Here is a 25,191-nt window from a genome sequence, read left to right as displayed (position 1 = left end):
AGCATCCGCAACGCGGTCGACTTACCCGAACCCGACGGCCCGACCAGCACCATGAACTCGCCGTCGGAGATATCGAGATCGAGTTTGTCCACCGCCGGGACGTCATTGCCCGGATAGACCCGGGTAGCTCCCTTGAACGAGACAGTTGCCATCTTGCGCTTCCTCTCCTTCGCCGGCAGGAACGTGCCGGACGATCCGTAGCAAAGGCCCCCAGGTCTTGGGTGTCTGCTTGGTGACGCATCAGCAAGCACTTCCTACAACGAGCGAACCCCCGCTTACATTCCTAAGTGATGTAAATCTCCCGATTGACAAAAGAGATTTTTACGTACAAAGTTCTTTGTGTGATGAGAGACGTGATGCACCTGGAGCAGCTCGAACAGGCCGAGGCGCTGTTCAAGCCGCAGCGGATCGAGGTGCTGCGGCGGCTGGCCGAGCCGGCCACCTGTAGCGAGGTGGCCGAGCAGCTCGGGCAGACTCCGCAGCGCGTCTACTACCACGTCAAGCGCCTCGTCGAGGCGGGCTTGGTGACCCAGGTGGACGAGCGCAAGGTGCGCGGCATCCACGAGGGCATCTACCAGGCGACGGCTCGTTCGTACTGGTTGTCGCCGACGCTCGTCGGCCGGATCGGCGGGCTCCGCCGGACCACCGACGACCTGAGCCTCGGCTACGTGCTGGACCTGATGGAAGAGGTCCAGACAGACATCGCCGCGCTGGATGGGTCGGCTCCGGAGCTGCCGTCCATCGGGGTGTCCGGTGAGATCCGGGTTCCACCGGACCGGCGGCGGGAGTTCTTCGAGGACCTGCGCGGCACGCTGCAGGACCTGTTCTCGCGCTACGGCGGCAGTGAGGGCGACGCCTTCAAGCTCGCCGTGGCCTGCTACCCCAAAGGAGACCAAGACCAATGACCACACAGACGGAACCTCTCGTTCTGCAAGCGCGCGCCAAGGCCGGTATCGACGAGGTCCGGCAGGCTCTGACCGATCCGAAGGCCCTCAACCTCTGGCTCAGCGAGCACTCGAACGTCGACCTGCCCGGCACGTTCGAGTTCTGGGGCCGCTCCATCCCCGAAGGCGACGCACCCCACCAGCGCGTCGTCGGGTACGACGGAAGCACGCTGACGCTGGCGTGGACACTCGGCGGCGAGGAGACAACCACCGAGATCACGCTCACGCCCGACGCCGACGACGCGACCGTGATCAAGCTGTCGCAGACGCACTTCGACTTCGCGGACGCGATCAGCGGCGCCAACATCCGCGGCGTGCTGCAGACCTTCTGGTCACTGGCGCTGGCCAATCTCGTCGACCACCTCGAGGGGCGCGAGCTCACGACCAGGCCCGACTTCACCTCGCCGGTCTTCGAGGGCGAGGCGTTGATCGACGCGCCGATCGAGCAGGTGTACTCGTCGCTGACCGAGTCCGAGAAGGCGTCGGCCTGGTTCGGGTACCCGGTCGGCATCGACGCCCGCAAGGGCGGCCGGTTCGCGATGGGCGGGTTCGACGTCAATCCGGGCGTCGAGATCATCGACCTGGTCGAGGGCCGGAAAATGTCGACGGACTGGGGGCCGGCCGGCATCAGCACCTGGGAGCTCGCCGAGTCGGACGGGAAGACCCGGCTCACCTTCGTGATGAGCGGATTCGACGAGTCCAACCCGCCGTACGGCGCCTGGCTCGGCTGGCTCAGCGGCGTCGCGGCCCTGCGTCGGTACTCCGAGCTGCCGGACTGGTCGATCTGGGTCGCCTAGAAATACGGGCGGGTGCTTTCGCCGATCAGATCGAGTAGGGCGGTCACCGCCCTGCTCGGTCGCCGTCCGGACGCTGTCGCCACCGACAACGTCCAGGTCAGCTCGGTGCCGTTGATCGGCACCTTGGCGACATCGGGCTCCTCGGGCAGTTCGAGATCGGGCACCACCGCCACGCCGAGCCCGGCCCGGACGTAGTCGGGGATGGTCGTCAGTTCCGGGACCTCGACCTGGATCCGCCGCGGCATCCCGATTGTGTCGAAGGCACGGTCGACCATCTTCCGGTTGCCGAAGCCGGGCGGCATGTCCACGAACCGCTCACCGGCCAGCTCTTCCAGTCGAACGCCGGGCATACCATACGGTTTGGTATGGCGAGTCTCCGGACCAGGCGCGGCTTCGCGGCCGCCGGTCCGGCCGGCCAGCGGATGCGAGGCAGGCAGCAGCGCGACGAACGGGACGGTCGCGATATCCCGGACGTCGAGCCCGCTCAGCTCGGGTTTCGGCAGCCCGAGCAATGCGACGTCCAGCCGGCCGTGGCGTACGTCGTCCGCGAGGCCCGTCGATCCGGTCGGCGAGGTCGCGACGTGGACCTCGACCAGCGGGTACTTGCGGTGGAACGCACCCAGGAGCTCGGCCATGTTCACCAGGTTGAGCCGCGCAAGGGTCCCGATCCGGACGTTCCCGCGGAGGCCGGTCGACGCTTCCTCGACAGCTGCCCGTGCCCGATCCAGCGCCTCGAGTGCAGCTTTTGCCTCAGGCAACAAAGCCTCACCGGCCGCGGAGAGTGCGACCCGGCGGGTGGAGCGGTCGAAGAGCGTCGTCTTCAGATCGGCCTCGAGAGCACGTACGGCGGCCGACACCGTGGACTGCACCGTGAACAGTCGCTGCGCCGCCCGGGTGAAGCTCAGTTCCTCGGCGACCGCGACGAAGTACTCGAGTTGTCGGCTGTCCACAGTACGAATTATCGGATCTGACGATAAGAGCGTGCAAGAACTTTCGTTGGACTCGATAGATGGCGCGGGGCACGCTGGGAACATGTCCACCATGACGTCTTCGCGGACCGGCGTACGGATCCGGTTCGCATATGCTCCCGGGTTCTGGGTGATCGCGGCGGCCTTTCTCATCACGATGGCCTTCTCGACGATCCCCACCCCGCTCTACGCGATCTACCAGCACCGGGACGGGTTCCCGACGTACGTGATCACGGTGATCTTCGCCAGCTACGCGGTCGGCGTGATGGCGTCGCTGTACCTCGCCGGGCATGTCAGCGACTGGCTCGGTCGCCGCCGCGTCGCGCTGGTCGCCGTACTGGCGGAGGCGTTGTCCGCCGCGATCTTCCTGATCTGGTCGGCCGTTCCGGGTCTGCTGGTTGCGCGCTTCATCTGTGGTGTCGGGGTCGGCGTACTGACCGCGACCGCTACCGCGCACCTGTCCGAGCTGCGACAGGTCGCGCGGCCGGGCGAGGACCCGAGCCGGTCGGCGTTGATCTCGAGCATGGTGAACCTCGGTGGACTCGCGTTCGGTCCGCTGATCGCTGGGCTGCTGGCGCAGTACGTTTCCGCGCCGCTGCAGCGTCCGTACGAGATCTTCCTTGTGCTGCTGTTGCTCAGTGCGGTCGGGATCGCGCTCGTGCCGGAGACCGTCGAGCGGTTGGAGGAGCGACCGGCGTACCGGCCGCAGCGGGTGGCACTGCCGTCATCGGCGCGACCGCTCTTCTTCGCATCGGCGGTCGGCGCGTTCGCCGCATTCGCGATCTTCGGGTTGTTCACGTCGCTCGCACCGACGTTCCTGGCCGGCGTACTCCATCACACCTCGCGCCTGCTGGCCGGTGTCGTCACGTTCGCCGTGTTCATCGCGGGCGCGGTGAGCCAGGCCGTGTTCGTCCGGCTGTCCCGTCCGCATCAGCTGCGGTTGGGCCTCGTCGCGATGTCCGTCGGCTTGGTCGGTGTCGCGGCCGGCGGCCTGATCCCGAACCTGTGGCTGTTCGTCATCGGTGGTGTGGTCGCCGGCGGCGGTGTGGGCCTCGTCTTCCGCGGCGCCGTCGCGACTGCCGCGTCCCTGGCCGACCCGAGTTCACGCGGCGAGGTACTCGCCGCGCTCTTCCTGATTGCGTACGCCGGGTTGGCAATCCCGGTCCTCGCGATCGGACTGGGCATCGCGCTCCTCCCAGCCCAGGTCGCGCTGCTCGTCTTCTCCGTCCTCATCCTGATCCTCGTGAATGCCGCCGTACTCCGCATGCTGGCCGCCCAGAGGTGATGTGATGCGGGGATGGATCTCGAACGCGACTACGGGCTGACCGTGTCTTCGCTGCAGTCGCACGCCGGCGGGTTCGCCACTGACGGCTGGGTGGCGGACGAGCAGTGGTTCGTGAAGGTGTGGAAGGAAGGCGAGCAGCCGATCGGGCTGGAGCTGCTAGGCGAGTTGCGTGCGCTCGGACTCCCGGTCGTCGAACCCGTCCGGACCGTGCAGGGCGAACTGTCTGCGATGAACGGCGACCGGCCGTATGCCGTTTTCCCTTATGTGCAAGGGCGTACGGCGACCTGGGACGACTGGCGCGTCGCCGCGGGGGCGTTGCGGCAGGTGCACGAAGTACCGCTCGAGGTGGACCTGCCGGCCGCGGACGTTTCCGAGCCGTGGATCAGTGAGCTGGGCCGGAACCTGCACCATCCGTGGATCGCGGATCGAGCGGACGACGTGGCTGCGGCGATCGCGCGACTCGACGGCGTACGGGCACGTCTCGAGCCTGTGCGGGACGTGGTGTGTCACACGGATATGCACGGTCTGAACCTGCTGATCGACGACGCCGGCGAGATCGCGGCGATCCTCGACTGGGAGAACGCCGTCATCGGGCCTCGTGAATTCGATGTGTGGGTCGGGGCGGACGGCAACGAACTCGGTGCATTCCTCGGCGAGTACGGCGCCGACGACCTCGACCTCGATCACCTCGAGTTCGCGCTCCTCGCCCGCGGGCTTCGGGACATGTCGGCCCGCGTGCTGAACGCCGTCGATCGACCGGGTGTGGACACGTGGGGCTTCGACCGGATCGCCCGGTTGGACACCGATCTCGACGTGTTCCGCGCGTACTGCTCCTAGGCGGCCGCGCCCGGCCCGGGGAGTACGTCGATGTCGTTGGCGTGCATCGGCTTGCCGCAGTGGGAGCAGCTGAGCTCGACGTGGCTGACCTCTCCGCAGGCGTGGTGCCGGTACAGCACCGGCGGACCCGCCTCGCCGGCCAGCCATTTGTCGCCCCAGGCAACCATCACCATCAGGACGTCGATCAGCTCGAGGCCCTTGCCGGTCAGGACGTACTCGTACCGCGGGCGCTTGTCGTAGGGCCGGCGCTCCAGCACACCGCGGTCGACCAGATGGTTCAGCCGCTCGGTGAGCACCTTGCGGGAGATCCCCAGGTCCGACTGGAGCTGCTCGAACCGCGACATCCCGACGAAGATGTCGCGCAGGATCAGCGGCGACCACGGCTCGCCCATCACGTCGAGCGTGCGCGCGATCGAGCATGCCATCTCACTGAAGTCTGTGCGCTGCATGAGATCAGCTTAGCAATTGGGGTTCCCTGAAGGAACCCCAGCATGTTAGCGTTCCCTCAAGGAACTCCAAACGGAAGGTGGGAACGATGAGCAAGGTCTTGGCAGCCCTCGCGGTCTCGGTCGACGGATACATCACCGGTCGCGACTCCGGTCCGGACCGCGGCCTCGGCGATGCGCCGATGCTGTTCGACTGGTACTTCGACGGCGATACCCCGAGCCAGGTCTTCGACGGCTTCAAGCTCAGCGCCGCGAGCGCCAAGATGTTCGACGCGCTCGCCGGCCGGGTCGGTGCAGTCATCGCCGGGCACAAGACGTACGACGACTCGGGCCACTTCGGCGGCGGCAGCCCGCACGCGAAGGCGCCGCTCGTCGTGTTGAGCCACGGGCCGGTGCCGGAGATCAGCGAGCAGCAGACGCTCGCCAACACCATCGAGGACGCCGTCGCCGCGGCGCGCGACATCGCGGCCGGCAAGAACGTCGGCCTGATGGGTGGCGGCGCCGTGACGGCGGCACTGAAGGCCGGGCTCGTCGACGAGCTCGTCCTGCACCAGGTCCCGATCCTGCTCGGCGGCGGCCGGCCGTTCTTCCAGGAGCTCCTCGAGCATGTCCGGCTGAACCTCGTCGAAGCAGTGCCCGCCCCGGGTGTGACCCACCTCCACTATGCCGTCGTCCGCTGAAGGAGCAGAACCATGTTGAAGCCCGCCGTACGCCGTGCCGTCGAGAGCAACTCGATCGCTCATCTGGCCACCGTTCTCCCGGACGGTTCGCCGCACTCGATCCCGCTCTGGGTCACCACGCTCGACGAGCGGATCATCTTCCTGACCGGTCCCGACTCGCAGAAGGCGCACAATCTCCGCCGCGATCCACGCGTCGCCCTCTCGCTCGCCCCCGTCGACAACCCGCACGAGCCGGTCATCATCCGCGGCCGCCTCACCGAATGGATCGACGGCGACGCCGGCTGGACCCTCGTCGACCAGATCGCGATGAAGTACCTAGGCCAGCCGTACACCCGGGACGTGGACCGCATCATCGGCGTCATCGAGCCGGACCACCAGACCGTCGGAGTCAGCTGACAGTCCGCAAACGAGGGCTTGTAACGGCCGGGCGCCCGGGGCGATATGAGGGCGAGGCGGCTCGGGCAATTCGGTTCTCGGCGCCGAGAGATTCCTGGGAGTCCGCGTGCGCGGTGTTGGTCGGATGGTGGCGTCGGTCGTCGGGATGGCGCTCGCGATGGGTGGCGTGGGCACGGCGTACGCCGTGGATGGATCGCCGTCGGTGGCTGTACTGAGTCCGGTGATCGGGAGCACGGTCGCTTTGGGCGATGTGCCGGTCACGCTGGCCGTGGACCTTGGCGGCGAAGCATCTGGACGGGTGGACGTGAGCCTGGGGTACGACGTCCAGGGGTCGGCAGAGATCCCGGCCGGCACGTGTGACAGCGGGTGTCAGGTGACGGTTCCGCTGCACGTCGGCGATTGGGATCACCCCGGCCCTGGGTTCGGCAGCTACCTGCTGTCGGCCGAGCTCACGACAGCATCCGGAGCGCAGACCACGGGTGGCGGAGATCTCTTCTTCGACACCCCGCACGAGATCTCCGACCTGCAGCATGTCCGCGACGGCCAGTTGTTCAGTGCAGCGGTAGTCGACACTGTCGGCCGATTCCGCGTCACTTCGGAGTACCCGCGAGATGATGTCGGTGAGCTGCGGCTGGTCGATCTCGCGACCGGCGGCGCCGTGCTCACCGCGTCGGCACCGTTCAGTAGCGCGCGCGGCGTGGACCACGACGCCGTGATCGACCTCGGATTCGGCGCCGTTCCGAACGGTCTCTACCGCCTCGAGGCGAAGGCTCGCGACACCGACGGATTCTACGGAGCCGGGTCCTACACGTTCGTTCGCGTCAACCACGCCGAGCCGGTCGTGTTCGACACCGGAACCGACGTACCGCTCGTTGGTGGCGACGGCTCCGCGCGGGTCGCCGGCAACCTGAAGGTCAGTGGTCCGCTGCTGAGCGGTAGCAAGCCGGGCGTTGCCACCTTGACCGTCGACGGCGTGCAGCGGAGCATCGCGCTCACTCCGACGTGGAAGCCGGTCGACTGGCAGGACCCTGCGGTATCGCAGCAGAACGTCATCTTCACCATGGAGGGGCCGGAGCTTGCCGTGGGCTCTCATCAGGTGACGCTGAGCCTGCTCGACACGACCGGTCGCTTGATCGGCAACCCGACCACGAAGACCATCACGGTCACCGCATTCAGCGCCGCAGTTACCACCCCGACGCTGGTGGTCGGGCGCCGGTCGACTGCGACCTTCACCGCTGATCCGCCGGCGATGCGACAGTTCGACGGTTGCGACATCGGGCTGACGACGCCGGGCGCTGCCGGCGTGTCCGTCGGGAGTTGGTGCTCGGTTCAGAAAGTCCTGCCCAACCTGCGGACCTCGGCGGTTGTGACACCGCGCGCAGCCGGCGCGAGTTCCTTCGTGTTCCACTTGCACACCACCGACGGCAATGCCAGGTTTGTCTCCGTCCCTGCCACCGTCTACGCCGCCCGCAGGGCGACCGTCTCGGCGCCGGCCGTCCCGCACGGCGGTCGCGGTACGGCGAAGGTCGTCGTACAGGACCAGCGCAGCCTGAACGTCTGGACCGCGGCTCCGGCCGGTGTCGTCGTGTACCTGCAGCGTCTGTCGGTCGGCACGACTCGGTGGCTGACCTTGGGCTCGGCGAAGACTGTGACCGGCGGGGTAGCGTCGATCCCGTTCGTGAGCGCCACCAACGGGGCATTCCGGGCTGTGCTGGCTTCGAGTGTTCCGGGCGAGACGCTCATCACGACTCCCATCGGCGCCGTCTCGAGCGCGGTGGTCAGTTGGCGCGTTGCACCCAGGACCGCGGTACACGGCCGTGCCGTGGCCTACGAGGGCCTGGCCAACCCGTACGACGTCGGGTCGACCGCGATCCTGCAGGTCCGCAAGGCCGGCGCGACCAAGTGGACGACGGCGAAGACCATCAACGTGCCGTCCACCCGCATCGCGCGCTTCGCCTACGCGTTCCCGACAGCCGGAAGCTGGTCGGTGCGCATCTACCGGCCCGCGACCAAGCAACACGCGGCGGGGTTGTCGGTCGCCGTGGCGGTCAAGGTCAGCTGAGCAGCTGGCGCGTCTAGGATGCGCGCATGGGTGTGACGGTGACGGTTGGGGAGCAGGACGCTTATCTTGCGCGGGTCGGGCGGGCCGGCATGTTGTTGCTGCCGATGATTACCGGGATCGGCGAGCAGGTGCGGGCCTGGGCCGATGAGCTGGCGGGGGAGGGGATCACCGCGCTGGCGTGGGATCCGTTCAAGGGGCGCAGTACGGACAACACCAGTCGGCAGGAGCTGAGTGGTTTGCTGCGACAGATGGACGACGACACCGCCCTGGCCGAGCAGAGTGCGCTGCTGGACTATCTCGTCGACGAGCTCGGGTGCAGCAAGGTCGGCGTGATCGGCTGGTGCCTCGGTGGACGGTTCGCGTTCCTGCTCGGGGCGCGTGACCAGCGGGTCGCGAACGTCGTCGCCTTCCACCCGACCGTTCCGTCCGATCGGCCGCCGCATCACACGTACGACGCGATTGCCGAGGCGGCCGCGATCACGGCGCCGGTGCTGGTGAGCTATCCGAGCGCGGACACCGCCGTACCGAATTCGGACTTCGAGACGCTGCAGACGGTGTTGCAGGCGCGGACGGCCGGCGCGACGTTCACGCAGTACTTCCCGGGTGCGGACCACGGGTTCTCAGACAAGTCGCGGCACGACAAGGACGTGAACGCGGACGCTTTCCGGCTGGCTTGGCCGCAGGCGTTGGCGTTCATGAAGGCGACGGTTGCCTGAGCGCCGTCTCCAGTTGGCGGTGCAGTTCGCCGAGCCGGCTGCGGCCGGGTGTGCCATCCGGGTAGCGCCGCAGTACGTCCCGGACCACAGGTGGCACTCGCTCGATCGCCCATCTGACGACGGCCTCGGGATCGCGTCCGGCCAGCTCGTGCGCGTACGCCGCATACTGCGCCGCCCCCACGATGTGCTTGACCTGGGTGGCTGCCGCCAACGGATGCAGGTACGCCGAACCCGCTGCCGCAACGGCTGCTCGCGCAGCAGCTTCCGCGGCCGGATCGGCTACCTCGCCGGCCGCTTTCAAGGCGCCCCACGCGGCCGTCCGGATCGCCTTGGTTCTGTTGCCCCCGGCACCGAATTCTCGGGTGACCTCGATCGCTTCGCGCGGCCGGCGATCGCCGGGACTAACCGCCTCGTAGACGGGCAACGCCCACTCCGCACAGTCCGCGCTCCAGAGGCTGAGCTGCCGCAGTTCGTCGAGGCTCAACGCGATCTCCATGAGCCTCAATCGTATCGTTGAACCTCGCGCTTTAAGCTTCTACGCCGCCCGGCGGTGATCGGTAGGCGTGATTCCGCGGACCCGCTTGAACGCAACGCTCAACGCGAAGGCGTTCGCGTACCCGACCCGCCGAGCGATCGTCTCGACCGTGTCCCGGGTCGACCGCAGTTGATCGGCGGCGAGCGTGATCCGCCAACCGGTCAGGTAGCTCATTGGCGCCTCACCCACCACTGCGGTGAATCGCCGGGCCAGCGAGGCCCGGGACACCCCGACTCGGTCGGCGAGATCGGTGACGTTCCACGGGTACGCCGGATCCTCGTGCAGCAGACGCAACGCAGTACCGGCGACCGGATCAGTCTGGGCCTGGTACCACCCCGGCGCGTGCGAGTCGGGCCGGTCGAACCATGCTCGCAAGGTGGTGATCAGCGCCAGGTCGAGCCATCGGTCCAGCACCGTCTGCTGTCCGACCGCATCCCGCTGGATCTCACTCGTGATCATCTCCATCACCGAGCCGGCGACCTCCGCGGCCGGTACGACGAGGACCGGCGGCAGGGCGGTCACCAGGCGCCGGCTGACATCACCGGCCACCTGATAGGTGCCACTGGCGACCATCACTTCACCCGACTTCCGGCTGCCGTACGTACGCACTCCGAGCCGTGCCGAGTAGTCGGCCGGTGCCCCGGGCAACGGTTCGCAGATGCCGCCGGGATGGATCCGCAGTTGTGGTGCGGTGTGCACGCTGTCGCCCACGACGTACGGCTGTGGGCCGGTGAAGATCGCCACGTCGCCCTGCTCCAGCCGTTGCGGCGCGGTCCCTTCGCGGGTCACCCAGCCCGAGCCGCGGACGAGGGTCGCGAGAGCGAGCGGCGCCTCGTCGCGGATCTCCAGCGCCCAGGGCAGATCCAGGATCGTCAGATTGAAAACACCGTCCTGGGCGCGGGTCCCGGCCAGTAGTTCGTCGAGCACGTCCATGCGTTGAGCGTACGCCATGGTGAGCGCCTCGAACATCGAATTGCGCCCCAGAGCCATGGTTTGTCTCACTCAACCCCGCTGAACTTGATACATGACACCGATACTGATCCTCAGCGGCAAAGGCAAGACCGGCCGTCGCGTCGCGGCCCAGCTCGATGCGCGGCAAGTCCCGTACCGCCTCGCCTCACGATCCAGCGAGCAGCGGTTCGACTGGTACGACGAGAGCACCTGGGCGCCGACGATCGCCGGCGTGGAGAGGGCGTACCTGGCGCCGCCCGTCGGGCCGACCGGGCTCGCTCAGGCGGGCAAATTCGTCCAGCAAGCAGACGGTCTGCGGCGACTGGTCCTGCTGTCCGGTCGTGGCGTCGGCAGCCCGGGTCGCGACTTCGCCGTGTACGACGGCCAGCTCGAGCTGGAGAAGGTGGTCAAGGCGAGCGGCCTGGACTGGACGATCGTGCAGCCGGCCTGGTTCGCGCAGAACTTCAGTGAGGACTTCCTGCAGTACCACGTGCTCGCGGGCGAGATCCGGCTGTCCGCCGGCACCGGAGCCGAGGCGTGGATCGACACCAACGACGTCGGCGACGTAATGACCATGGCGCTTCTCGACGAGTCATACGTCGGCCGGACCCTCACCATCTCCGGCCCGCGCACCCTCACCATGACCCAAATCGCCGACGAACTCTCCGCCGCCACCGGCCGCCCGATCACGTACGTCGACCTCGAGCCGGAGGCACACGTCGCGGAACTGATCGCACAGGGCCTTATCCAGGAGGACGCCGACGCGGTCCGCGACTTGTTCGCGGTCATCCGCAACCACCGCTCGGAGTACGTCTCCGACGGTGTCGAGCAGGTCCTCGGCCGCCCGCCGCGTGACTTCACCGAGTGGGCCCGCGAGACCGCGAAGACCGGAGTCTGGTCGGTCTGAACAAGCCGAAGCCCTCGCACCCACCTGAAGGCGCGAGGGCTTCGGCTTGACCACTACTGGTGCTGCATCGACACCCACTCGTCGTGGGTGATCTCGTGCAGCTCCGACGCCGGCGTCTTGGTGCGGGGCGTCGTACCCCCACCGACGGCGCCGCCGCCGAAGACGATGTTCGCCCAGTTGTTCTGTGCGATCAGGATCGATGTGGTCTTGTCGCCGTTGATGTCCGCGGCGGTCGTCGTGTCGGTCGTGTCACCGTCGCAGTTCCAGTCGATCGGCTGGTTCGCGGCGCCGGCCGTGGTCCTGGTCGAGCCGTTCGGGCACTTCCAACTGGTCTTGTACCCCGCGCCCAGGCTGCCCAGGCCGACCGTCTCGTCCGGTCGGGCCTCGTTGATCGACGTCGGCTGGACGTTCGAGTAGCCCCAGTACTTCGTGCCGTCGGACTTGAGTACGCCGCCGAGCTGGAACGAGTAGTTCATCACGCTCAGGTAGTTCGGCTTGTAGTTGAGGTTGTCGGTGCCGCCGTGCTTCAGACCGATGTTGTGGCCGAGCTCGTGGACGAACGTGCCGACATTCGTGTCGTCGGTCGCGTTCCACCCGCACTTGGGGCCGACCGTGACGATGAACGTGTCGTTCGGGATGTTGAACGCCTGGCCGCTGCTGCAGCCGCCGTCGTAGCTGTCTCCCCAGATCATGTAGTGGAAGACCGCCTTGCGGGCCGCGGCGAAGTTGGCCGCCTTGATCGCGTTGGTCTGGGTCGCCGACGGATTGAGATCGTCGTCGTACGTGACCTCGTTCCCGCCTCCCAGGTTGTACGCCGCACCGCGGGCGGCGCCTGCGTCGAGGTGGATCTTGACGCCGGTCGTGCCGTCCGGGTTGCTGACCGGGGCGCTCGCGAAGACCTGGACGATCCGGTCGAGCGCCGCCGTACTCGCGAGCCGGCCGGACATGTAGTCCATCTCGACGAACAGGTCCTTCTTCTTCGGGTTTGCACCCATCGCCGGCAGGTCCACGTCGACGACGCCGTCGCCGTTCGCGTCGTACCCGTTGGTTTCCCAGGTGTCCGGTAGCGAGTCGCCGTCGGTGTCGGTCGCGGCGACGAGTGTCGTTGCGTTGTCGGCGGAGGGAGCCGGAGCCGCCACCGCGCTGGACATTGCGAGCGCGGCGGCGGCCAGCGAAGTCAGGACAGCGAGCAAGGCGGGGCGGGGCCTCATCAGATCTCCTTGGGGGCGGTGGGTGATCTGAGCGCTACCGTAGGTGAAATTCAGCGTTGACAACGGCCCAGCCGGGTCACTGGCTCAATTGGGTCATGCGGCCGAGCGGAGCATCGCCCGGATGCCGACGGTCAGTCCGAGTGCCGCGGTCACGATCGCCGCGACCAATCCCCAGAGCACGGCGCTCGACCACACATCACCCGAGAACAGGGTCCGCTCGGCGTCGACGAGGTACGACAGCGGGTTGAACTTCGATGCCACCCGCATCCATCCCGGACCGGTCTCGAGCGGCAGCAGCATCCCGGACAGGATCATCAGCGGGAACAGGAACGTCTGCTGCACGACCCAGAACATCCAGTCCTGCTTGCGGACGGCGATCGCCAGCGCGTAGCTGAACGAACCGAGCCCGACGCCGAAGACCGCGAGCAGCGCCAACCCGACCAGCGCACCACCGACGTGCAGGTCGAACGCGAACGGCGTCATCACCCCGATCACGATCACCGCCTGCCCGAACAGCGGCACCATCTCCTTCAGCGCGCGGCCGATCAGCAGCGACGAACGGGACAACGGCGTGACCAGCATCCGCTCGTGCGCACCGGTCTGGAACTCGAACAGCAGGTTCGCCCCTGTGGTCGACGTACCGAAGAGCGTCGTCATCACCAGGATCGACGGGACGAACCACTGCCAGACGCCGTCGCCGAAGGTCCCGCCCATCGAGCCCGACAACAACGGTCCGAACAGCGCGAGGAACACCAGCGGCTGGATCATCCCGAACAGCAACGAGAACGGGTCACGCAGTACCGGCTTCAGCTCGCGCGTCATCACGATCCGGATGTCACGCAACAGACTCCGGGACGGCTGCTGCACCGCAACTACGGGCGTGGAAACGGTGAGGGTGGTCATCAGGCTGCCTTTCCGTTGGACTCTTCGCGCAGGCTGCGGCCGGTCAGGTTGAGGAACACGTCGTCGAGGGTCGGTCGATGCACCTGCGCCGACGCGATCGGTACGCCGTTGTGCTGGGCGGCTGCGATCAGCTCGGGGAGCGCTGCCGGGCCGTTCGCGACCCGGACGCTGAGCTCGTCGCCAACGGCAACCACTTCCCGGGCTCCGGGCAACTTTTCGGCCAGCGCGGTCAATCGTGCAATGTTGCTGGGAGCAACTGTCAGGGCGAGTCGGTCGCCGGCGAGCCTGGCCTTCAGCGCGCTCGCGGTGTCATCGGCGATCACCTCGCCGTGATCCACGACGACAACCCGCTCGGCCATGGTGTCGGCCTCGTCCAGGTAGTGCGTCGTCAGCACGATCGTCATCGCGTGCTCCTCGCGCATCCGCAGGATGTGGTCCCACAGGTTCGCCCGGTTCTGCGGGTCGAGGCCGGTCGACGGCTCGTCCAGGAACAGCAGCGACGGCGCGTGCACGAGACCCATCGCGACATCGAGCCGCCGGCGCTGACCACCGGACAGTTCCGACACCTTGCGTTGCGCCAGCTCCCGCAACTCCAGCGCGTCGAGCAATTCATCGGCCCGTTGCTTCGCGGCGCGACGGTCGAGGCCGTAGATCACACCTTGCCCGCGGAGTTCGTCGCCGACCCGTTGGGTATGGCCGGCGCCGTTGCCCTGGCCGACGTACCCGATCCGTCGACGGACCTGGCTGGGCTGCGTCGTCACGTCGTACCCGGCGACCGTCGCGGTGCCAGACGTCGGGGTGATCAAGGTGGTGAGCATGCGCAGCGTGGTGGTCTTGCCGGCGCCGTTCGGGCCGAGGACGGCGACCAGCTCGCCGGGTTCGACGTCCAGGCTGATGCCGCGGACGGCGCGCACGGTCTCGGTACGGCTCACCACGAAATCCCGGGTGAGCGCTCGGGTGCTGATCACGGATGACTCCTTCGGTTGGACTTGATGAGCACGACATTTCCAGCAGTAGCGGCCAGGTTCTGTCCCTTACTCATGCGAAGCTGACGTCATGTCCGAAACCTCTGCTCGACTCCTCGCGCTGCTGTCGCTGCTGCAGGCACGGCGCGACTGGCCGGGAGCCTTGCTCGCGGAGCGACTCGAGGTCAGCCCGCGCACCGTCCGCCGCGATGTCGATCGGCTCCGGGATCTGGGCTACCCGGTGCGCGCGAGCAAGGGGCCCGACGGCGGTTACCGCCTGGATGCCGGGGCGGACCTGCCGCCGCTGCTGTTCGACGACGATCAGGCGATCGCGGTCGCAGTCGCGCTGCAGACCGCCACGACCACAGTCACCGGGATCGAGGAGGGCGCGTTGCGTGCGCTGGCCACGGTTCGCCAGGTGATGCCGGCGCGCCTGCGGCAGCGGGTCGACGCATTGCAGGTCACGACGGTCGATCGGTACGCCAACCGGCGTACGACGGTGGACTCGGAGAAGCTGATCGCGGTCGGGATGGCGGTGCGTGCGCAAGAGGTACTGCGGTTCGACTACGCGTCACCTGGTGCGTCGGACGAATGGGTGCCGCCGCGCAAGGCGGAGCCGCACCACCTCGTGACGTGGGGCGGGCGTTGGTACCTGGTCGGCTGGGACCTGGATCGGAAGGACTGGCGAACGTTCCGGGTGGATCGGATGACGCCGAAGACGCCGACCGGGCCGCGGTTCACCCAGCGCGAGCTCCCGGCGCCGGACGTGGCGACGTACATCTCGAGCCGGTTCCACGGCCAGGACCAGAACCCGTGCCGGGGCGAGGCGATCCTGCAGGCGAAGGCGTCGGACATCGCGCAGTGGGCCGGGCGCGGCGCGTTCGTCGAAGAGGTCACGCCGACGAGTTGCCGGCTCGTGCTGACGGCGTGGTCGTGGACCGGGCTGGCCGCGACGTTCGGGATGTTCGAGTGCGACCTGGAGTTCGTCGGACCGCAGGAGTTGAAGGATGCGGCGGCCCACCTGGCCGCCCGCTATCAGGAGGCTGCGTCATGAGTACCGAACTGATCGTTGTGGACGCTGCTGCTTGGCAGTCATGGCTGCACGAACATCACGCAGCGTCGGACGGTGTCTGGCTCGTGCTCGCGAAGAAGAACGTGACGACGCCGACGAGCCTCACGTACGCCGAGGCGCTCGAAGAGGCCTTGTGCCACGGGTGGATCGACGGGCAGCGCAAGAGCCGCGACGAGCAGACCTTCATCCAGCGGTACACCCCGCGGCGCGCGCAGAGCATGTGGTCCAAGCGGAACGTGGACCTCGTCGCGCGGATGGAGGAGGAAGGCCGGATGCGCCCGGCCGGACGCGCGGAGATCGAGCGCGCCAAGGCCGACGGCCGCTGGGACAAGGCGTACGGCGGATCGAGCGCGAAGGAGATCCCCGAGGACCTCGCCGCGGCGCTGGCCGCGGAGCCGCGGGCACAGGCGATGTTCGAGATCCTGACCAGCGCCAACCGGTTCGCGGTCGTGTTCCGGGTGAACAGCGCCAAGAAGCCCGAGACGAGGGCCAGGCGGATCACGCAGTACGTCGAGCAGCTGGCCCGCGGCGAAACGATCTACCCGCAGAAGCGGACGCTCTAGACCAGGTCGAGCGTCGCGTCCTGGCCCGCGGTGAGCGGGAAGTAGGCGAGGAACGTGACGCCCTCGTCCTCGGTGTCGAAGCGGGAGATCCGGTCGACCGCGGGCTCGTAGAACACGTCGCCGGGGTGGAGGACCTGGACCTCGCCGCCGGCGGCCTGCTGGTAGATCGCCTTGCCCGAGACGATGTTGCCGAACACGGGGCCGTTGTGGACATGGGCGCCGAGCGCGGTGTGCGGCTCGATCGTGATCCGGCGTACCTCGACGTGCTGCACCGGGAGCGGCTCCGGCAGGTGCTGGTCGAGTACGACGATGCGGCTGATCGGTGACTCCGATGAGGTCATGACGGCATCGTACATACCAATAGGTACAGACGTCCTCCGGGTTTGTCCGATGGGCCGTGCGGGGTGGGTCAGTAGAGGATCGGGTTGAGCGGGGAGGAGATGGTCTCGCCGGGCTGGTTGCCGGGCATCCAGTTGGCCAGGTCGGCCTCCTGGTTCTTGTTCACCGGCTGGGAGATCCCCATCGCCGCGTCCACATAGATCACCGTCATCACCCGGCGCGGGATGTCGGTGGTGTTAGGCGGCGCATGGTGGAAGGTCCAGCCGAGGTGGTAACTCACCTCGCCGAGCTCGAACGGCTCGGAGATCTCCGCGAACTCCTGTTCGGCCAGGGCCTCCTGCAGTACGCGCTCCGACTCGTCGCTGATCGGCAGGTCGCGACCGTGCTCGAACGTGTGGCTGCCGGCCGCGAACGACAGCGGACCCATCTCCATCGGGGTCTCCTGCAGCGGGATCCAGACCGTGACGCAGCGGTCGGTCGCGAACGGCCAGTAGTACTGGTCCGCGTGCCACGGCGTGACTCCGCCGCCGGACTCCTTGTACAGCGCCTGGTCGTGGTACAGCCGGACCGACTGCACGCCCAGCAACTGCGCTGCGATCCGCGCCAGCCGCGGTGACGACACGAACTCGAGCACGCGCTCGCTGTCCTGCCACAGGTTCGTCACCTGCAGGAGCGCCTTGCCGTAGGTGTCCCGCTCCTCGAGTGGCAGGTGCTGCGTGTTCAGCTCGATCACCTTGCCGGTGATCTCCGGCTCGTACGCCTCGATCGTCTCGGGACTCAGCACGTTCTTCAGCTTCACGAAGCCGTGCTCGGCGAAGTGCCTGATATCGGACCGGCTGAGGGTGTAGTCGGTCTCGAGCTCCGGGCGGGTCGACTGGGGCGGTGGGGCGGGGAAGGAATCCAGCTCAGTCATGGGACTCAAGGGTTCATGAACGTTTCATCGCTGTAAAGATCAGTGATCAAATCTTTGCCCTCCGTGCACGTGCACGTGAACCGGTCATGCCCGTAATGCGAACCGGTCCAACGCTCCGAGGATCAGCTCGCGCGTGCCGTCGCCGCCCGGGCCATGGCCTTCCTGCTCGACGAGGTGCAACTCGGCGTCGGGCCAGGCCTGAGCCATCCGCCACGCGACATCCGGCGGGCTGCTGATGTCCAGCCGGCCATGGATCAGCACGCCCGGAATTCCCGACAGTTTTCCGGCCTCGCGGACGAGAACGTCCTCGTCCAGCCAGGCGGCGTGACCCCAGTAGTGCGTGACCAGCCGGGCGAGTCGCAGGCGGAACACGGGATCGTCGTACCGCGAGTCCGGCCGCCAGCCGGGAGCTGTCCGGACATGCGTGTCCTCCCAGTCGCACCAGTCACGCGCGGCCTTGTCCCGGACGGCTGGGTCGGGGTCGTGCAAGAGCCGGCTGTAGGCCAACGGAAGGTTGCCGTCGCGCTCATCCTCCGGTACGCCGTCGCGGAAGCGGGCCCATTCCTCGGGAAAGATCCGCCCCATGTCGCGGGTGATCCACTCGACCTCACGCCTGGTCGTGTTCGTGACGCTGAACAACACGATCTCGGAGATCGCCTGCGGGTGCTGCTCGGCGTACGCGAGCCCGAGCGTCGCACCGTGTGATGCGCCGAGCAGCAGCCACTTCTCGATCCCGAGCTCCCGGCGCAGTTGCTCGAAGTCCGCGATCAGGTGCCAGGTGGTGTTGGTGCTGAGATCCACGTCCGGCTCGGCGGCATCCGGCGTACTCCGCTCGCAGTTGCGCTGATCGACCAGCACGATCTTGTACTTCGCGGGGTCGAAGTACCTGCGCCAGCCCGCACCGGCGCCGGAGCCCGGGCCGCCGTGGACGACGAGCGCGGGCTTGCCGTTGGGGTTGCCGCAGACCTCCCAGTAGACGCGGTTGCCGTCGCCGACGTCGAGCAGGCCGTGATCGTAGGGCTCGATGTCCGGGTACATGCTCAGAGGACTCCCGTGTAGGTGAGGGCGAACGTCCCACAGGGGAAGAGGAACAGGGACGCGAGGACGATGATGCCCTTGAACGACTGGCCGGGACCAATGAGTTTGCGGTAGGCGGCGACGAGGACCGGGACCATCACGAGCTCGAGCGGCAGCATGCTGCGCGGGATGATCGTGCCGGTGGCGGCGAGTACGACGGACAGTGCGGCTGCCGCGATCCAGGCGGCGTACCCGATGCGGTACGTCGTGCGGGCGCCGAAGCGGACGGCGATCGTGTGGTAGCCGGCGGCGCGGTCGGCTTCGAGGTCGGCGAGGGTGGTGGGGAGGTAGAGGCCGATGGCGGCGAGCGTGCCTTGGAGGCCCATCAACCAAGGGAAGCTGCTGAGGTCGGGGTTGATCGCGGCCCAGCCGGCGAGTGGGCCGAAGGCGCCGAGCGCGAGCGCGTTGACCGCGACGTCGAAGCCGGCGCGGGTCTTCAACCGGACGGGTGGGACGGAGTACGCGTAGCCGAGCAGGACGGCGAGGAGGACGCCGAGTGCGAACACGACGCCGACGTGCAGGCTCAACCCGACCGCGGCGACGGCGGCCGCGAAGGCGAGTCGCTTGGCCGCGCGGAGCGTGATGCGTCCGTCGAGCAGCGGCGACTTCGCCTTACGCGGGTTGAGCCGGTCACTCGGCAGGTCGTACGCGTCGTTGACCGCCAGCACGGCCAGCCACACCAGCGGCCCCATCACCACGGCTCCGACGATCAGCCGCGGCCACTCCGCGACCGGCGGGATCAGCCGATGCGTGGCGAGCAGGATCCCTGTGTAATAAGGGACGATCGACACCACCCAGAACGCCGGCCGCCCCACCGCGATGATGTCGCGAACTCGCGCGGTCGTTCCCCTGACCTGCACCAGCGTGCTCACAGCACCACTGTCCACCCGCCGGATGCCCGCCGTCCTCCCTCCAGCGGGTGAACCTCCTCACCCTTACGGCTGGATGTGAGCCAAGGAACCTTTCTCCAACGCCACCCACACCGACTCACCATCGATCGCAAGACCGTGCGGCTCGGAGCCCTGCCCCAGCGCGTACTCGGCGATAACGTTGCCTTGAGCATCCATCCGCGCCAGCGCACCGGCTGCCCACAAGGTGACCCAACATCCGCCGTCGGCAGCCGCCGCAACCGCGTGCGGCTTACAACCGGCAGGCAGCGGAAACTCTTCGATCTTGCCGTCCGAGCTGATTCTCCCCACCCGGTCACTCAGAATCTCGACGAACCACACGCCATCCACACCCGCGCAGATCCCGACCGGGCCAGCACCCGTAGTCGGCAGGGGATAGGTCGTGACCGCCCCGCCAAGACTCATCCGCCCGATCGCATTCCCCTGGTTGAGCGTGAACCACAGCTCTCCGTCGTAAGACGTGATCATCGCCGGAAACGCCCCACTGACTCCGATCGGGTACGTCGACACCTCGCCGTCGACCGTCACGCGCCCGAGAGCATCAGCGCTCATCAGCGTGCACCACAACGCCCCATCCGGCCCGACACACAGCCCGTACGGCGCCCCGGCGATGTCGACCGCCGACACAACTCCGTCGTACCCGATCCGCCCGAGCCGGTCGTCGCCGTTCCGCGTGAACCAGACCGCCTCATCGGGTCCTTCGACGATCACGCTCGGACGGGACTCGGCAGCGTCGAGGTCGATAACACGTCCCGAGCGGGTGGCAACGCGGCCGGCATGGACGAGCGTCGCCCACACCTCACCGCCCGCCACCACACGCCGTACGGACCATCACTCGTGGCGCCGATCGCATATTCAGTGACTGACACAGGGCTTCTCCTTCACGTCGCGGGCCATTTCCCTAATGCGACGAATGTTGCGTTAAGATGGTGTCATGCAGACGAGTGATCGTGCAAGCAGGCCGGGTGGACGGACGGCTCGGGTGCGGTCCGAAGTACTCGCTGCCGTCGAGGCCGAGCTCGCCGAGCAGGGGTACGACGGACTCACGATCGACGCGGTCGCTGCACGCTCCGGCGTCCATCGCACAACGGTCTACCGCCGCTGGAAGACCGTCGCCGGCCTGCTCGTCGATCTTCTGCAGGCCGGAGCCGACGACTCGTGGGAGCCGGCCGACACAGGCTCGCTCGAGGGCGACCTGATCGCGGTCAACCGCGAGGTCCACGCTGCGCTGACCGCCCGCCCGTCGGTTACCCAGGCCGTCATCGCAGCCTCCTTCCGGACGCCGGAAGCCGCCGAGGCACTTACGCGATTCTGGGCAGATCGCTACGAGCGCACGGCGATCGTCGTACGGCGAGCCGTCGAGCGTGGCGAGATCCCATCCGGCACGGATGCCCATCAGCTCCTGCTCACCGCGACGGGTCCGCTGTACCACCAGCTGGTCCTGCTCCGTCGTCCGATGAGCCGCTCGATCGCCGATCACCACGCCAGGGTCGCGGCGGCGTCGGTCGGTTAAATCTCTTTGCGGCGCTCGTTCTGCCCGAAATACGGTGGTACCTCCGGCGGATGGGAGTCCCGATGAGCGTCCAGATCTATGCACTGTCCTTCGACGCAAAGGATCCTGCGGGGCTGGCGCGATTCTGGGCCGGGGTGCTCGGCCGGGACCTGGGTGCGGACGGGACCTCCGTACTGCCCGACAACGACCTCGGATTCATCCTGCGATTCCTGCCGAGCGACGTCGAGAAGCACTGGCGGAACCAGATCCACTTCGACCTGCCCAGTCAGACGCTCGAAGCGCAGCGGGCGATGGTCGGTCGTGCGTTGGAGCTCGGTGCGCAACACCTCGACGTCGGGCAGACACCTGAGGACGAGCACGTCGTACTGGCCGATCCCGAGGGCAACGAGTTCTGTGTGATCGAGCCGGACAACAACTTCCTCGCGGGCACCAGGGTCATCGGCGCGCTGTCGTCGGACGGCAGCCAGGCCGTCGGGTACTTCTGGAGCAAGGCGCTCGAGTGGCCGCTGGTCTGGGACCAGGACGAGGAGACCGCGATCCAGTCGCCGCGGGGTGGGACGAAGATCAGCTGGGGCGGTCCGCCGTACAACGAGAGGGCGCCGAAGAACCGCCTGCACCTCGACCTCGTGCCGTCGGGCGATGCCGAGGCAGAGGTCGAGCGACTGATCGGCCTCGGCGCGAAGCGGCACGCAAGCGGTCAGGCGCACACCGACGGGATCGAGCTGGCCGACCCGGACGGCAACGAGTTCTGCATCCTGACCGCACGCTGATACAACTCAGAGGCGCGATTTAACCGGGCGGGCCAGGGTTGTAGGCGCAGGACGAGGTCAGGTCGCCGTCGTCGGGCTTGGGTGTGGTTCTGGGCTGGGTCGCCGTCGAGGGCTTGGTCGTCGTGGTCCTGCGCGGCGTCGCGGGCTTCGGGGCGAGCGCCTTCGCGACGATCTCGCGCATCGCGGCGTAGTTCGGGTTGCGGCCGTTGGGGAAGTTCTTCTTCTTGTCCAGGTCGATGTTGGAGATCTTGGCCGTCTTGACCCGCTCCCCGAGGGTGACGAAGGCACCCACCAGTTTCTGCGGGATGTCGGTGCGGATCAGCTGCTCGCCGGCGTGCGCGATCTCCTCGTAGTTGGCGACGACGTTCTGTGGGGTGGCGCGCTCGACGAGCGCCTGGATCGTGCAGTGCTGCCGGGCCTGGCGGGCGAGGTCGGCCGTCGCCAGGCCGTACCGGCCGCGGGCGAACCACAGTGCGTCGGTCCCGTTCAGCTTCCGGTTCGGTCCCGGTTGGAGGTACCGGCTCGGCGGGATCTTCTTGTCGTCGTTACCGCCGACCGGCACCGGGTAGTTGATGTTCACGGTGATCCCGCCCAGCGCCTCGACCAGCTTCGCGAACCCGGCCAGGTTGATCTGCACGTAGTAGTGGATCTTCAGCCCGAGTGCCTCGCCGACGGAGAGCTTCAGGATGTCCGCACCCTCGTTGTCCGACGGCCCGATCACGCCGGGGTGCAACTTCGGGATGTTGCGGTACATCGCGTCGAGGTAGAACTCGGACTGCTCCTTGCTGGGATCGATGCTGGGATCCCAGAAGCCGGTCGGATAGATCTTGTGCAGCGGCGAGTCGGCCGGGAACGGCATCCGCATGAAATTCCGGGTCAGCGAGATCAGCGAGGTGTTGCCGGTCTTGGTGTCGATGCTCGCGACCATGACGGTGTCGGTCCGCGTGCCCTGCCGGTCGTCGCCGTCGTCCGCGCCGAGCAGCAACACGTTCAGCCGTGGCAGTTGTTGCCAGACGTCCTTCGCGGCGCTGATCGTCGGCCGGGTCTGGCTCTTCGAACCGGAGTCGGCGAACACCTTCTTCACCAGGCTCCGCTGTGCCATCAGGGTCTGCGCACCGCTCGCCGTACCCACCGTCATCGCAAAGCAGACCACGCCGACCACCAGCGACCCGAGCAGCCGCGAGCCCGGTCCCACGGTCAGTGGCCGGAGCATCTTGTACGACGTGACCAGCACGACCATCCAGGCCAGGGCGATCACACCGAGCCCGGCGATCATCCACAGCAGCAGACCAGGATCCAGCGCCCACGAGATCACCGCGTCCCGTTTCCGCAGACCGACGTACGCCGCGGTGCCGTAGAGCGTGAGGCTCAGGACGGTCACCACCGCGCCGAGCCGGGGCCGACGCGCGACCAGGTACGCAGTACCGGGAAGCAGGATGCCGGCGACGGCGATCGCCAGCGCGACGAATGCCGACCGTCGCCGCGGTCTCACTCTCCGTGCTCGGCTGCTGCGCGACGATCGCTGCGCTCTGCTCGGGGCCATGCCCCCTTCGATTCATTGACTCGGCAAAAAGTTGGCAGGATGGACCGCGTGAGTGACATTCAGGTACGACGAGCCGGAGCGGATGACGCGGAGTCTCTGGTCCGTTTACGTGGGCTGATGCTCGCTGCCATGGGCAACGACATCGACGGACCCTGGCAGGCGACCGCCATCGAGTGGTTCGCCGGGCAGTTGGCGTCACCGGACACGTTCGCGGCGTACGTCGTCGAGGACCCGGACGCCGGTGTCGTCGCAGGGGCCGCAGGCAACGTGTTCGTCCACCCGCCGGGCCCGAACGACCTGACCACGGTTCGCGGCCACCTCTACAACGTCAGCACCGAGCCTGCCTTCCGCCGGCGCGGTCTGGCCCGCGCCTGCGTCGTCGCGCTGATGGACTGGTTCGAGAACGAGACCGGCGTCGGCCAGGTCGAACTGCACGCGACCGACTACGGCATCGAGCTCTATCGCGAGCTCGGTTTCAACGAGTCGAAATACCCGTCGCTGAGGTTCCGGACCACCAGGGCGTAGCCCCGCCGTGGTGGGAGAAGGGTTTGTGGGCACAGTGGCAAGAAGACAGTGAGGACGCGCCCGGCCGGGTGCGGTGGGAGGAGCTCGCCGGAATGCGCCGCTGGACTGTTGTCAGGACGATCGGCCTCGCGACTGCGGCGGTGGTCGCGGTCGGAGTGGTGTACGAGTTGCCCGCCAGCCCGTTGTCGCGCCACGGCGCCCTCGAGCGGCAGGTCGTACCCGCGTCGGTCCGGACGACCGCGCCGTCGTTGGACTCGCCGGCCGTCGCGTCACGCCGTACGACGGATCCGGTCGTGCCGGTCAAGCCGGCCGAGGTGATCTCCTACCCGAGCGCGGGGTCGCAGTCGTACGCCGTACTGCCCGCGGATCCGGCGGTGATCGGGCGGGGCGGCAGGCTGATGACGTTCCAGATCGCGATCGAGGGCGGGATCACCGGGATCGACAAGACTGCGTTCGCCCAGTTCGTGCGGACGACGTACGGCGCGCCGCAGGGGTGGGCGTCGCAGGGGAAGTGGCGGTTCCAGCAGGTCGGGCCGGGGGCGACGCCCGACTTCAGGTTGATGCTGGTGACGCCGCGGACGCGGGACCTGATCTGCGGCGGCGGACCGGACCGGTACACGAGCTGCCGGATCGGGGACTCGGTCGTGCTCAACGTCGCGCGCTGGGCGCACGGCGTGCCGAACTTCGGTGCGTCGCTGACGACGTACCGGCAGTACATGGTCAACCACGAGACCGGTCACCGGCTCGGCAACGGCCACGAGCTGTGCCCGGGGCCGGGCCGGCCGGCCCCGGTCATGCAGCAGCAGACCCTCGGCCTGCACGGATGTACGGCCTACGCCTGGCCGTACCTGAACGGAGCCCGCTACTCCGGCAGGCTAGGTCAGTACAACGATCCGGTGCCTCACTCCTGAATGATCGACAAGACGTTGCCCGCCGGGTCCTTGAACCAGGCAATCAACGGGCCTTGGCCGCGGTAGATCCCGGCCTCGTCCTGCTCGTTGTTGTAGTGCTCGAACGTGACGCCGCGGCCGGCCAGCTCACGTGCGGTCGCCTCGATATCGGTGACCGGGAAGTTGAGCACGGTGTACTCCGCCGGCACGTGGTTCGATTTCGGATACACCAGGATCGGGGTGCCACCCGCGATCTTGAGGCGCAACATCCCGTTCTCCTCGCCGACATCGATCCCGAGCGTGTCGGCGTAGAACGCCTTCGCCTTCTCGATGTCGTCCACCGAGAACCCACTGAACGCCTTGCTGTCGTGCAACATCTGATGTCCTCCCTTGATCGCCTGACATCAGCTACGTCGAGACCCAACCTGCGATTTCGACACCGAGGGTGTGTCTCCCGACCCCACGCCTACTGCGC

At 67.6% G+C, this 25,191-nt stretch carries 30 protein-coding genes; 15 read left to right on the top strand and 15 right to left on the bottom strand.

Features of this window, described 5'->3' with window-relative positions:
• Nucleotides 1-152, bottom strand: a 152-nt coding sequence (locus tag EV653_RS38100) for an ATP-binding cassette domain-containing protein (protein WP_134104330.1), incomplete at its 3' end; no start/stop codon positions are given.
• Nucleotides 153-344: 192 nt separating this feature from the next.
• Here EV653_RS38100 and EV653_RS38095 point away from each other — a divergent pair.
• The gene (locus EV653_RS38095; RefSeq protein ID WP_134111075.1) at nt 345-905 is read left to right on the top strand and encodes an ArsR/SmtB family transcription factor; all 561 of its coding nucleotides are present in this window, start codon (nt 345-347) and stop codon (nt 903-905) included.
• On the top strand, nt 902-1,741 hold the full coding sequence (locus tag EV653_RS38090) for an SRPBCC family protein (RefSeq protein WP_134110933.1): 840 nt from the start codon (nt 902-904) through the stop codon (nt 1,739-1,741). The genes EV653_RS38095 and EV653_RS38090 overlap by 4 nt, the downstream gene beginning before the upstream one ends.
• On the opposite strand, the gene EV653_RS38085 is transcribed toward EV653_RS38090, so the two are convergent.
• Complete coding sequence (locus EV653_RS38085) at nt 1,738-2,691, bottom strand: LysR family transcriptional regulator (RefSeq protein WP_134110930.1); 954 nt, start codon at nt 2,689-2,691, stop codon at nt 1,738-1,740. The two genes, EV653_RS38090 and EV653_RS38085, sit on opposite strands and share 4 nt — an antisense overlap.
• 82 nt (nt 2,692-2,773) lie before the next feature.
• Between EV653_RS38085 and EV653_RS38080 the strand changes: the two genes are divergently transcribed.
• The gene (locus EV653_RS38080; protein WP_134110928.1) at nt 2,774-3,994 is read left to right on the top strand and encodes an MFS transporter; all 1,221 of its coding nucleotides are present in this window, start codon (nt 2,774-2,776) and stop codon (nt 3,992-3,994) included.
• A 12-nt stretch (nt 3,995-4,006) separates the two neighbouring features.
• Nucleotides 4,007-4,831, top strand: a complete 825-nt coding sequence (locus tag EV653_RS38075) for a phosphotransferase enzyme family protein (RefSeq protein WP_134110926.1) — start codon at nt 4,007-4,009, stop codon at nt 4,829-4,831.
• Here the strand turns inward: EV653_RS38075 and EV653_RS38070 are convergent.
• Nucleotides 4,828-5,280 (bottom strand): winged helix-turn-helix transcriptional regulator, encoded by a 453-nt coding sequence (locus EV653_RS38070; RefSeq protein ID WP_134110924.1) that lies wholly within the window; start codon nt 5,278-5,280, stop codon nt 4,828-4,830. The two genes, EV653_RS38075 and EV653_RS38070, sit on opposite strands and share 4 nt — an antisense overlap.
• 86 nt (nt 5,281-5,366) lie before the next feature.
• On the opposite strand from EV653_RS38070, the gene EV653_RS38065 reads away from it, so the two are divergent.
• The 4 genes from EV653_RS38065 (at nt 5,367) to EV653_RS38050 (ending at nt 9,131) form a co-directional block, all read left to right on the top strand.
• Nucleotides 5,367-5,957 carry a dihydrofolate reductase family protein gene (locus EV653_RS38065; protein ID WP_134110921.1) on the top strand — a complete coding sequence of 197 codons (591 nt, stop codon included), beginning with the start codon at nt 5,367-5,369 and terminating at the stop codon, nt 5,955-5,957.
• 12 nt (nt 5,958-5,969) lie between these two features.
• A complete protein-coding gene (locus EV653_RS38060) occupies nt 5,970-6,353 on the top strand; it encodes a pyridoxamine 5'-phosphate oxidase family protein (protein WP_134110919.1) in 384 nt (127 codons plus the stop codon).
• A 106-nt stretch (nt 6,354-6,459) separates the two neighbouring features.
• A complete protein-coding gene (locus EV653_RS38055) occupies nt 6,460-8,415 on the top strand; it encodes a hypothetical protein (protein WP_134110917.1) in 1,956 nt (651 codons plus the stop codon).
• Nucleotides 8,416-8,441: 26 nt separating this feature from the next.
• Complete coding sequence (locus tag EV653_RS38050; RefSeq protein WP_134110915.1) at nt 8,442-9,131, top strand: dienelactone hydrolase family protein; 690 nt, start codon at nt 8,442-8,444, stop codon at nt 9,129-9,131.
• On the opposite strand, the gene EV653_RS38045 is transcribed toward EV653_RS38050, so the two are convergent.
• Both EV653_RS38045 and EV653_RS38040 read right to left on the bottom strand, forming a co-directional pair.
• Entirely contained in the window at nt 9,109-9,627 is a 519-nt protein-coding gene (locus tag EV653_RS38045; RefSeq protein WP_134110912.1) for a putative immunity protein, read from the bottom strand. The genes EV653_RS38050 and EV653_RS38045 overlap by 23 nt on opposite strands.
• 39 nt (nt 9,628-9,666) lie before the next feature.
• Nucleotides 9,667-10,599, bottom strand: a complete 933-nt coding sequence (locus EV653_RS38040; protein ID WP_134110910.1) for an AraC family transcriptional regulator — start codon at nt 10,597-10,599, stop codon at nt 9,667-9,669.
• A 91-nt stretch (nt 10,600-10,690) separates the two neighbouring features.
• On the opposite strand from EV653_RS38040, the gene EV653_RS38035 reads away from it, so the two are divergent.
• Complete coding sequence (locus tag EV653_RS38035; protein ID WP_134110908.1) at nt 10,691-11,524, top strand: NAD(P)H-binding protein; 834 nt, start codon at nt 10,691-10,693, stop codon at nt 11,522-11,524.
• Nucleotides 11,525-11,577: 53 nt separating this feature from the next.
• Here the strand turns inward: EV653_RS38035 and EV653_RS38030 are convergent, their stop codons facing one another.
• From EV653_RS38030 to EV653_RS38020, 3 genes are all read right to left on the bottom strand, one after another.
• On the bottom strand, nt 11,578-12,735 hold the full coding sequence (locus tag EV653_RS38030) for a hypothetical protein (protein ID WP_134110906.1): 1,158 nt from the start codon (nt 12,733-12,735) through the stop codon (nt 11,578-11,580).
• Nucleotides 12,736-12,828: 93 nt separating this feature from the next.
• Nucleotides 12,829-13,638: an ABC transporter permease gene (locus tag EV653_RS38025; protein WP_134110904.1), complete on the bottom strand. Its 810-nt coding sequence runs from the start codon at nt 13,636-13,638 to the stop codon at nt 12,829-12,831.
• Entirely contained in the window at nt 13,638-14,606 is a 969-nt protein-coding gene (locus EV653_RS38020; RefSeq protein ID WP_134110902.1) for an ATP-binding cassette domain-containing protein, read from the bottom strand. Before EV653_RS38020 ends, EV653_RS38025 begins: the two co-directional genes overlap by 1 nt.
• Nucleotides 14,607-14,694: 88 nt before the next feature.
• On the opposite strand from EV653_RS38020, the gene EV653_RS38015 reads away from it, so the two are divergent.
• Both EV653_RS38015 and EV653_RS38010 read left to right on the top strand, forming a co-directional pair.
• Nucleotides 14,695-15,657 carry a helix-turn-helix transcriptional regulator gene (locus EV653_RS38015; RefSeq protein ID WP_134110900.1) on the top strand — a complete coding sequence of 321 codons (963 nt, stop codon included), beginning with the start codon at nt 14,695-14,697 and terminating at the stop codon, nt 15,655-15,657.
• Nucleotides 15,654-16,238: a YdeI/OmpD-associated family protein gene (locus tag EV653_RS38010; RefSeq protein ID WP_134110898.1), complete on the top strand. Its 585-nt coding sequence runs from the start codon at nt 15,654-15,656 to the stop codon at nt 16,236-16,238. The genes EV653_RS38015 and EV653_RS38010 overlap by 4 nt, the downstream gene beginning before the upstream one ends.
• Here the strand turns inward: EV653_RS38010 and EV653_RS38005 are convergent.
• The 5 genes from EV653_RS38005 to EV653_RS37985 form a co-directional block, all read right to left on the bottom strand.
• Complete coding sequence (locus tag EV653_RS38005; protein ID WP_202872013.1) at nt 16,235-16,579, bottom strand: cupin domain-containing protein; 345 nt, start codon at nt 16,577-16,579, stop codon at nt 16,235-16,237. The genes EV653_RS38010 and EV653_RS38005 overlap by 4 nt on opposite strands.
• A 68-nt stretch (nt 16,580-16,647) precedes the next feature.
• Nucleotides 16,648-17,490 (bottom strand): phytanoyl-CoA dioxygenase family protein, encoded by an 843-nt coding sequence (locus EV653_RS38000; RefSeq protein WP_134110894.1) that lies wholly within the window; start codon nt 17,488-17,490, stop codon nt 16,648-16,650.
• Between the two features lie 84 nt (nt 17,491-17,574).
• Nucleotides 17,575-18,528: a prolyl aminopeptidase gene (pip, locus tag EV653_RS37995; RefSeq protein ID WP_134110892.1), complete on the bottom strand. Its 954-nt coding sequence runs from the start codon at nt 18,526-18,528 to the stop codon at nt 17,575-17,577.
• A gap of 2 nt (nt 18,529-18,530) precedes the next feature.
• Entirely contained in the window at nt 18,531-19,439 is a 909-nt protein-coding gene (locus EV653_RS37990) for a UbiA prenyltransferase family protein (RefSeq protein WP_238160720.1), read from the bottom strand.
• Nucleotides 19,440-19,502: 63 nt separating this feature from the next.
• Nucleotides 19,503-20,288, bottom strand: coding sequence for a Vgb family protein (locus tag EV653_RS37985; RefSeq protein WP_238160719.1), 786 nt, complete (start codon nt 20,286-20,288; stop codon nt 19,503-19,505).
• 121 nt (nt 20,289-20,409) lie between these two features.
• Between EV653_RS37985 and EV653_RS37980 the strand changes: the two genes are divergently transcribed.
• Nucleotides 20,410-20,988 (top strand): TetR/AcrR family transcriptional regulator, encoded by a 579-nt coding sequence (locus EV653_RS37980; protein WP_134110890.1) that lies wholly within the window; start codon nt 20,410-20,412, stop codon nt 20,986-20,988.
• 62 nt (nt 20,989-21,050) lie between these two features.
• Nucleotides 21,051-21,758 (top strand): VOC family protein, encoded by a 708-nt coding sequence (locus EV653_RS37975; protein WP_134110888.1) that lies wholly within the window; start codon nt 21,051-21,053, stop codon nt 21,756-21,758.
• Nucleotides 21,759-21,777: 19 nt separating this feature from the next.
• On the opposite strand, the gene EV653_RS37970 is transcribed toward EV653_RS37975, so the two are convergent.
• Entirely contained in the window at nt 21,778-23,250 is a 1,473-nt protein-coding gene (locus tag EV653_RS37970) for an LCP family glycopolymer transferase (protein WP_238160718.1), read from the bottom strand.
• A 90-nt stretch (nt 23,251-23,340) separates the two neighbouring features.
• Between EV653_RS37970 and EV653_RS37965 the strand changes: the two genes are divergently transcribed.
• Nucleotides 23,341-23,826: a GNAT family N-acetyltransferase gene (locus EV653_RS37965; RefSeq protein WP_238160717.1), complete on the top strand. Its 486-nt coding sequence runs from the start codon at nt 23,341-23,343 to the stop codon at nt 23,824-23,826.
• Between the two features lie 92 nt (nt 23,827-23,918).
• Entirely contained in the window at nt 23,919-24,737 is an 819-nt protein-coding gene (locus EV653_RS37960; RefSeq protein ID WP_238160716.1) for a DUF3152 domain-containing protein, read from the top strand.
• Here the strand turns inward: EV653_RS37960 and EV653_RS37955 are convergent.
• A complete protein-coding gene (locus EV653_RS37955; RefSeq protein WP_134110883.1) occupies nt 24,728-25,093 on the bottom strand; it encodes a VOC family protein in 366 nt (121 codons plus the stop codon). The genes EV653_RS37960 and EV653_RS37955 overlap by 10 nt on opposite strands.
• Between the last annotated feature and the right edge of the window lie 98 nt (nt 25,094-25,191).

It is taken from the genome of Kribbella pratensis (genome assembly GCF_004365355.1).
Classification (GTDB): Bacteria; Actinomycetota; Actinomycetes; order Propionibacteriales; family Kribbellaceae; genus Kribbella.
The sequence above is the reverse complement of the archived record's forward strand: the minus strand, read 5'-3'. Positions and strand labels throughout refer to the sequence as shown.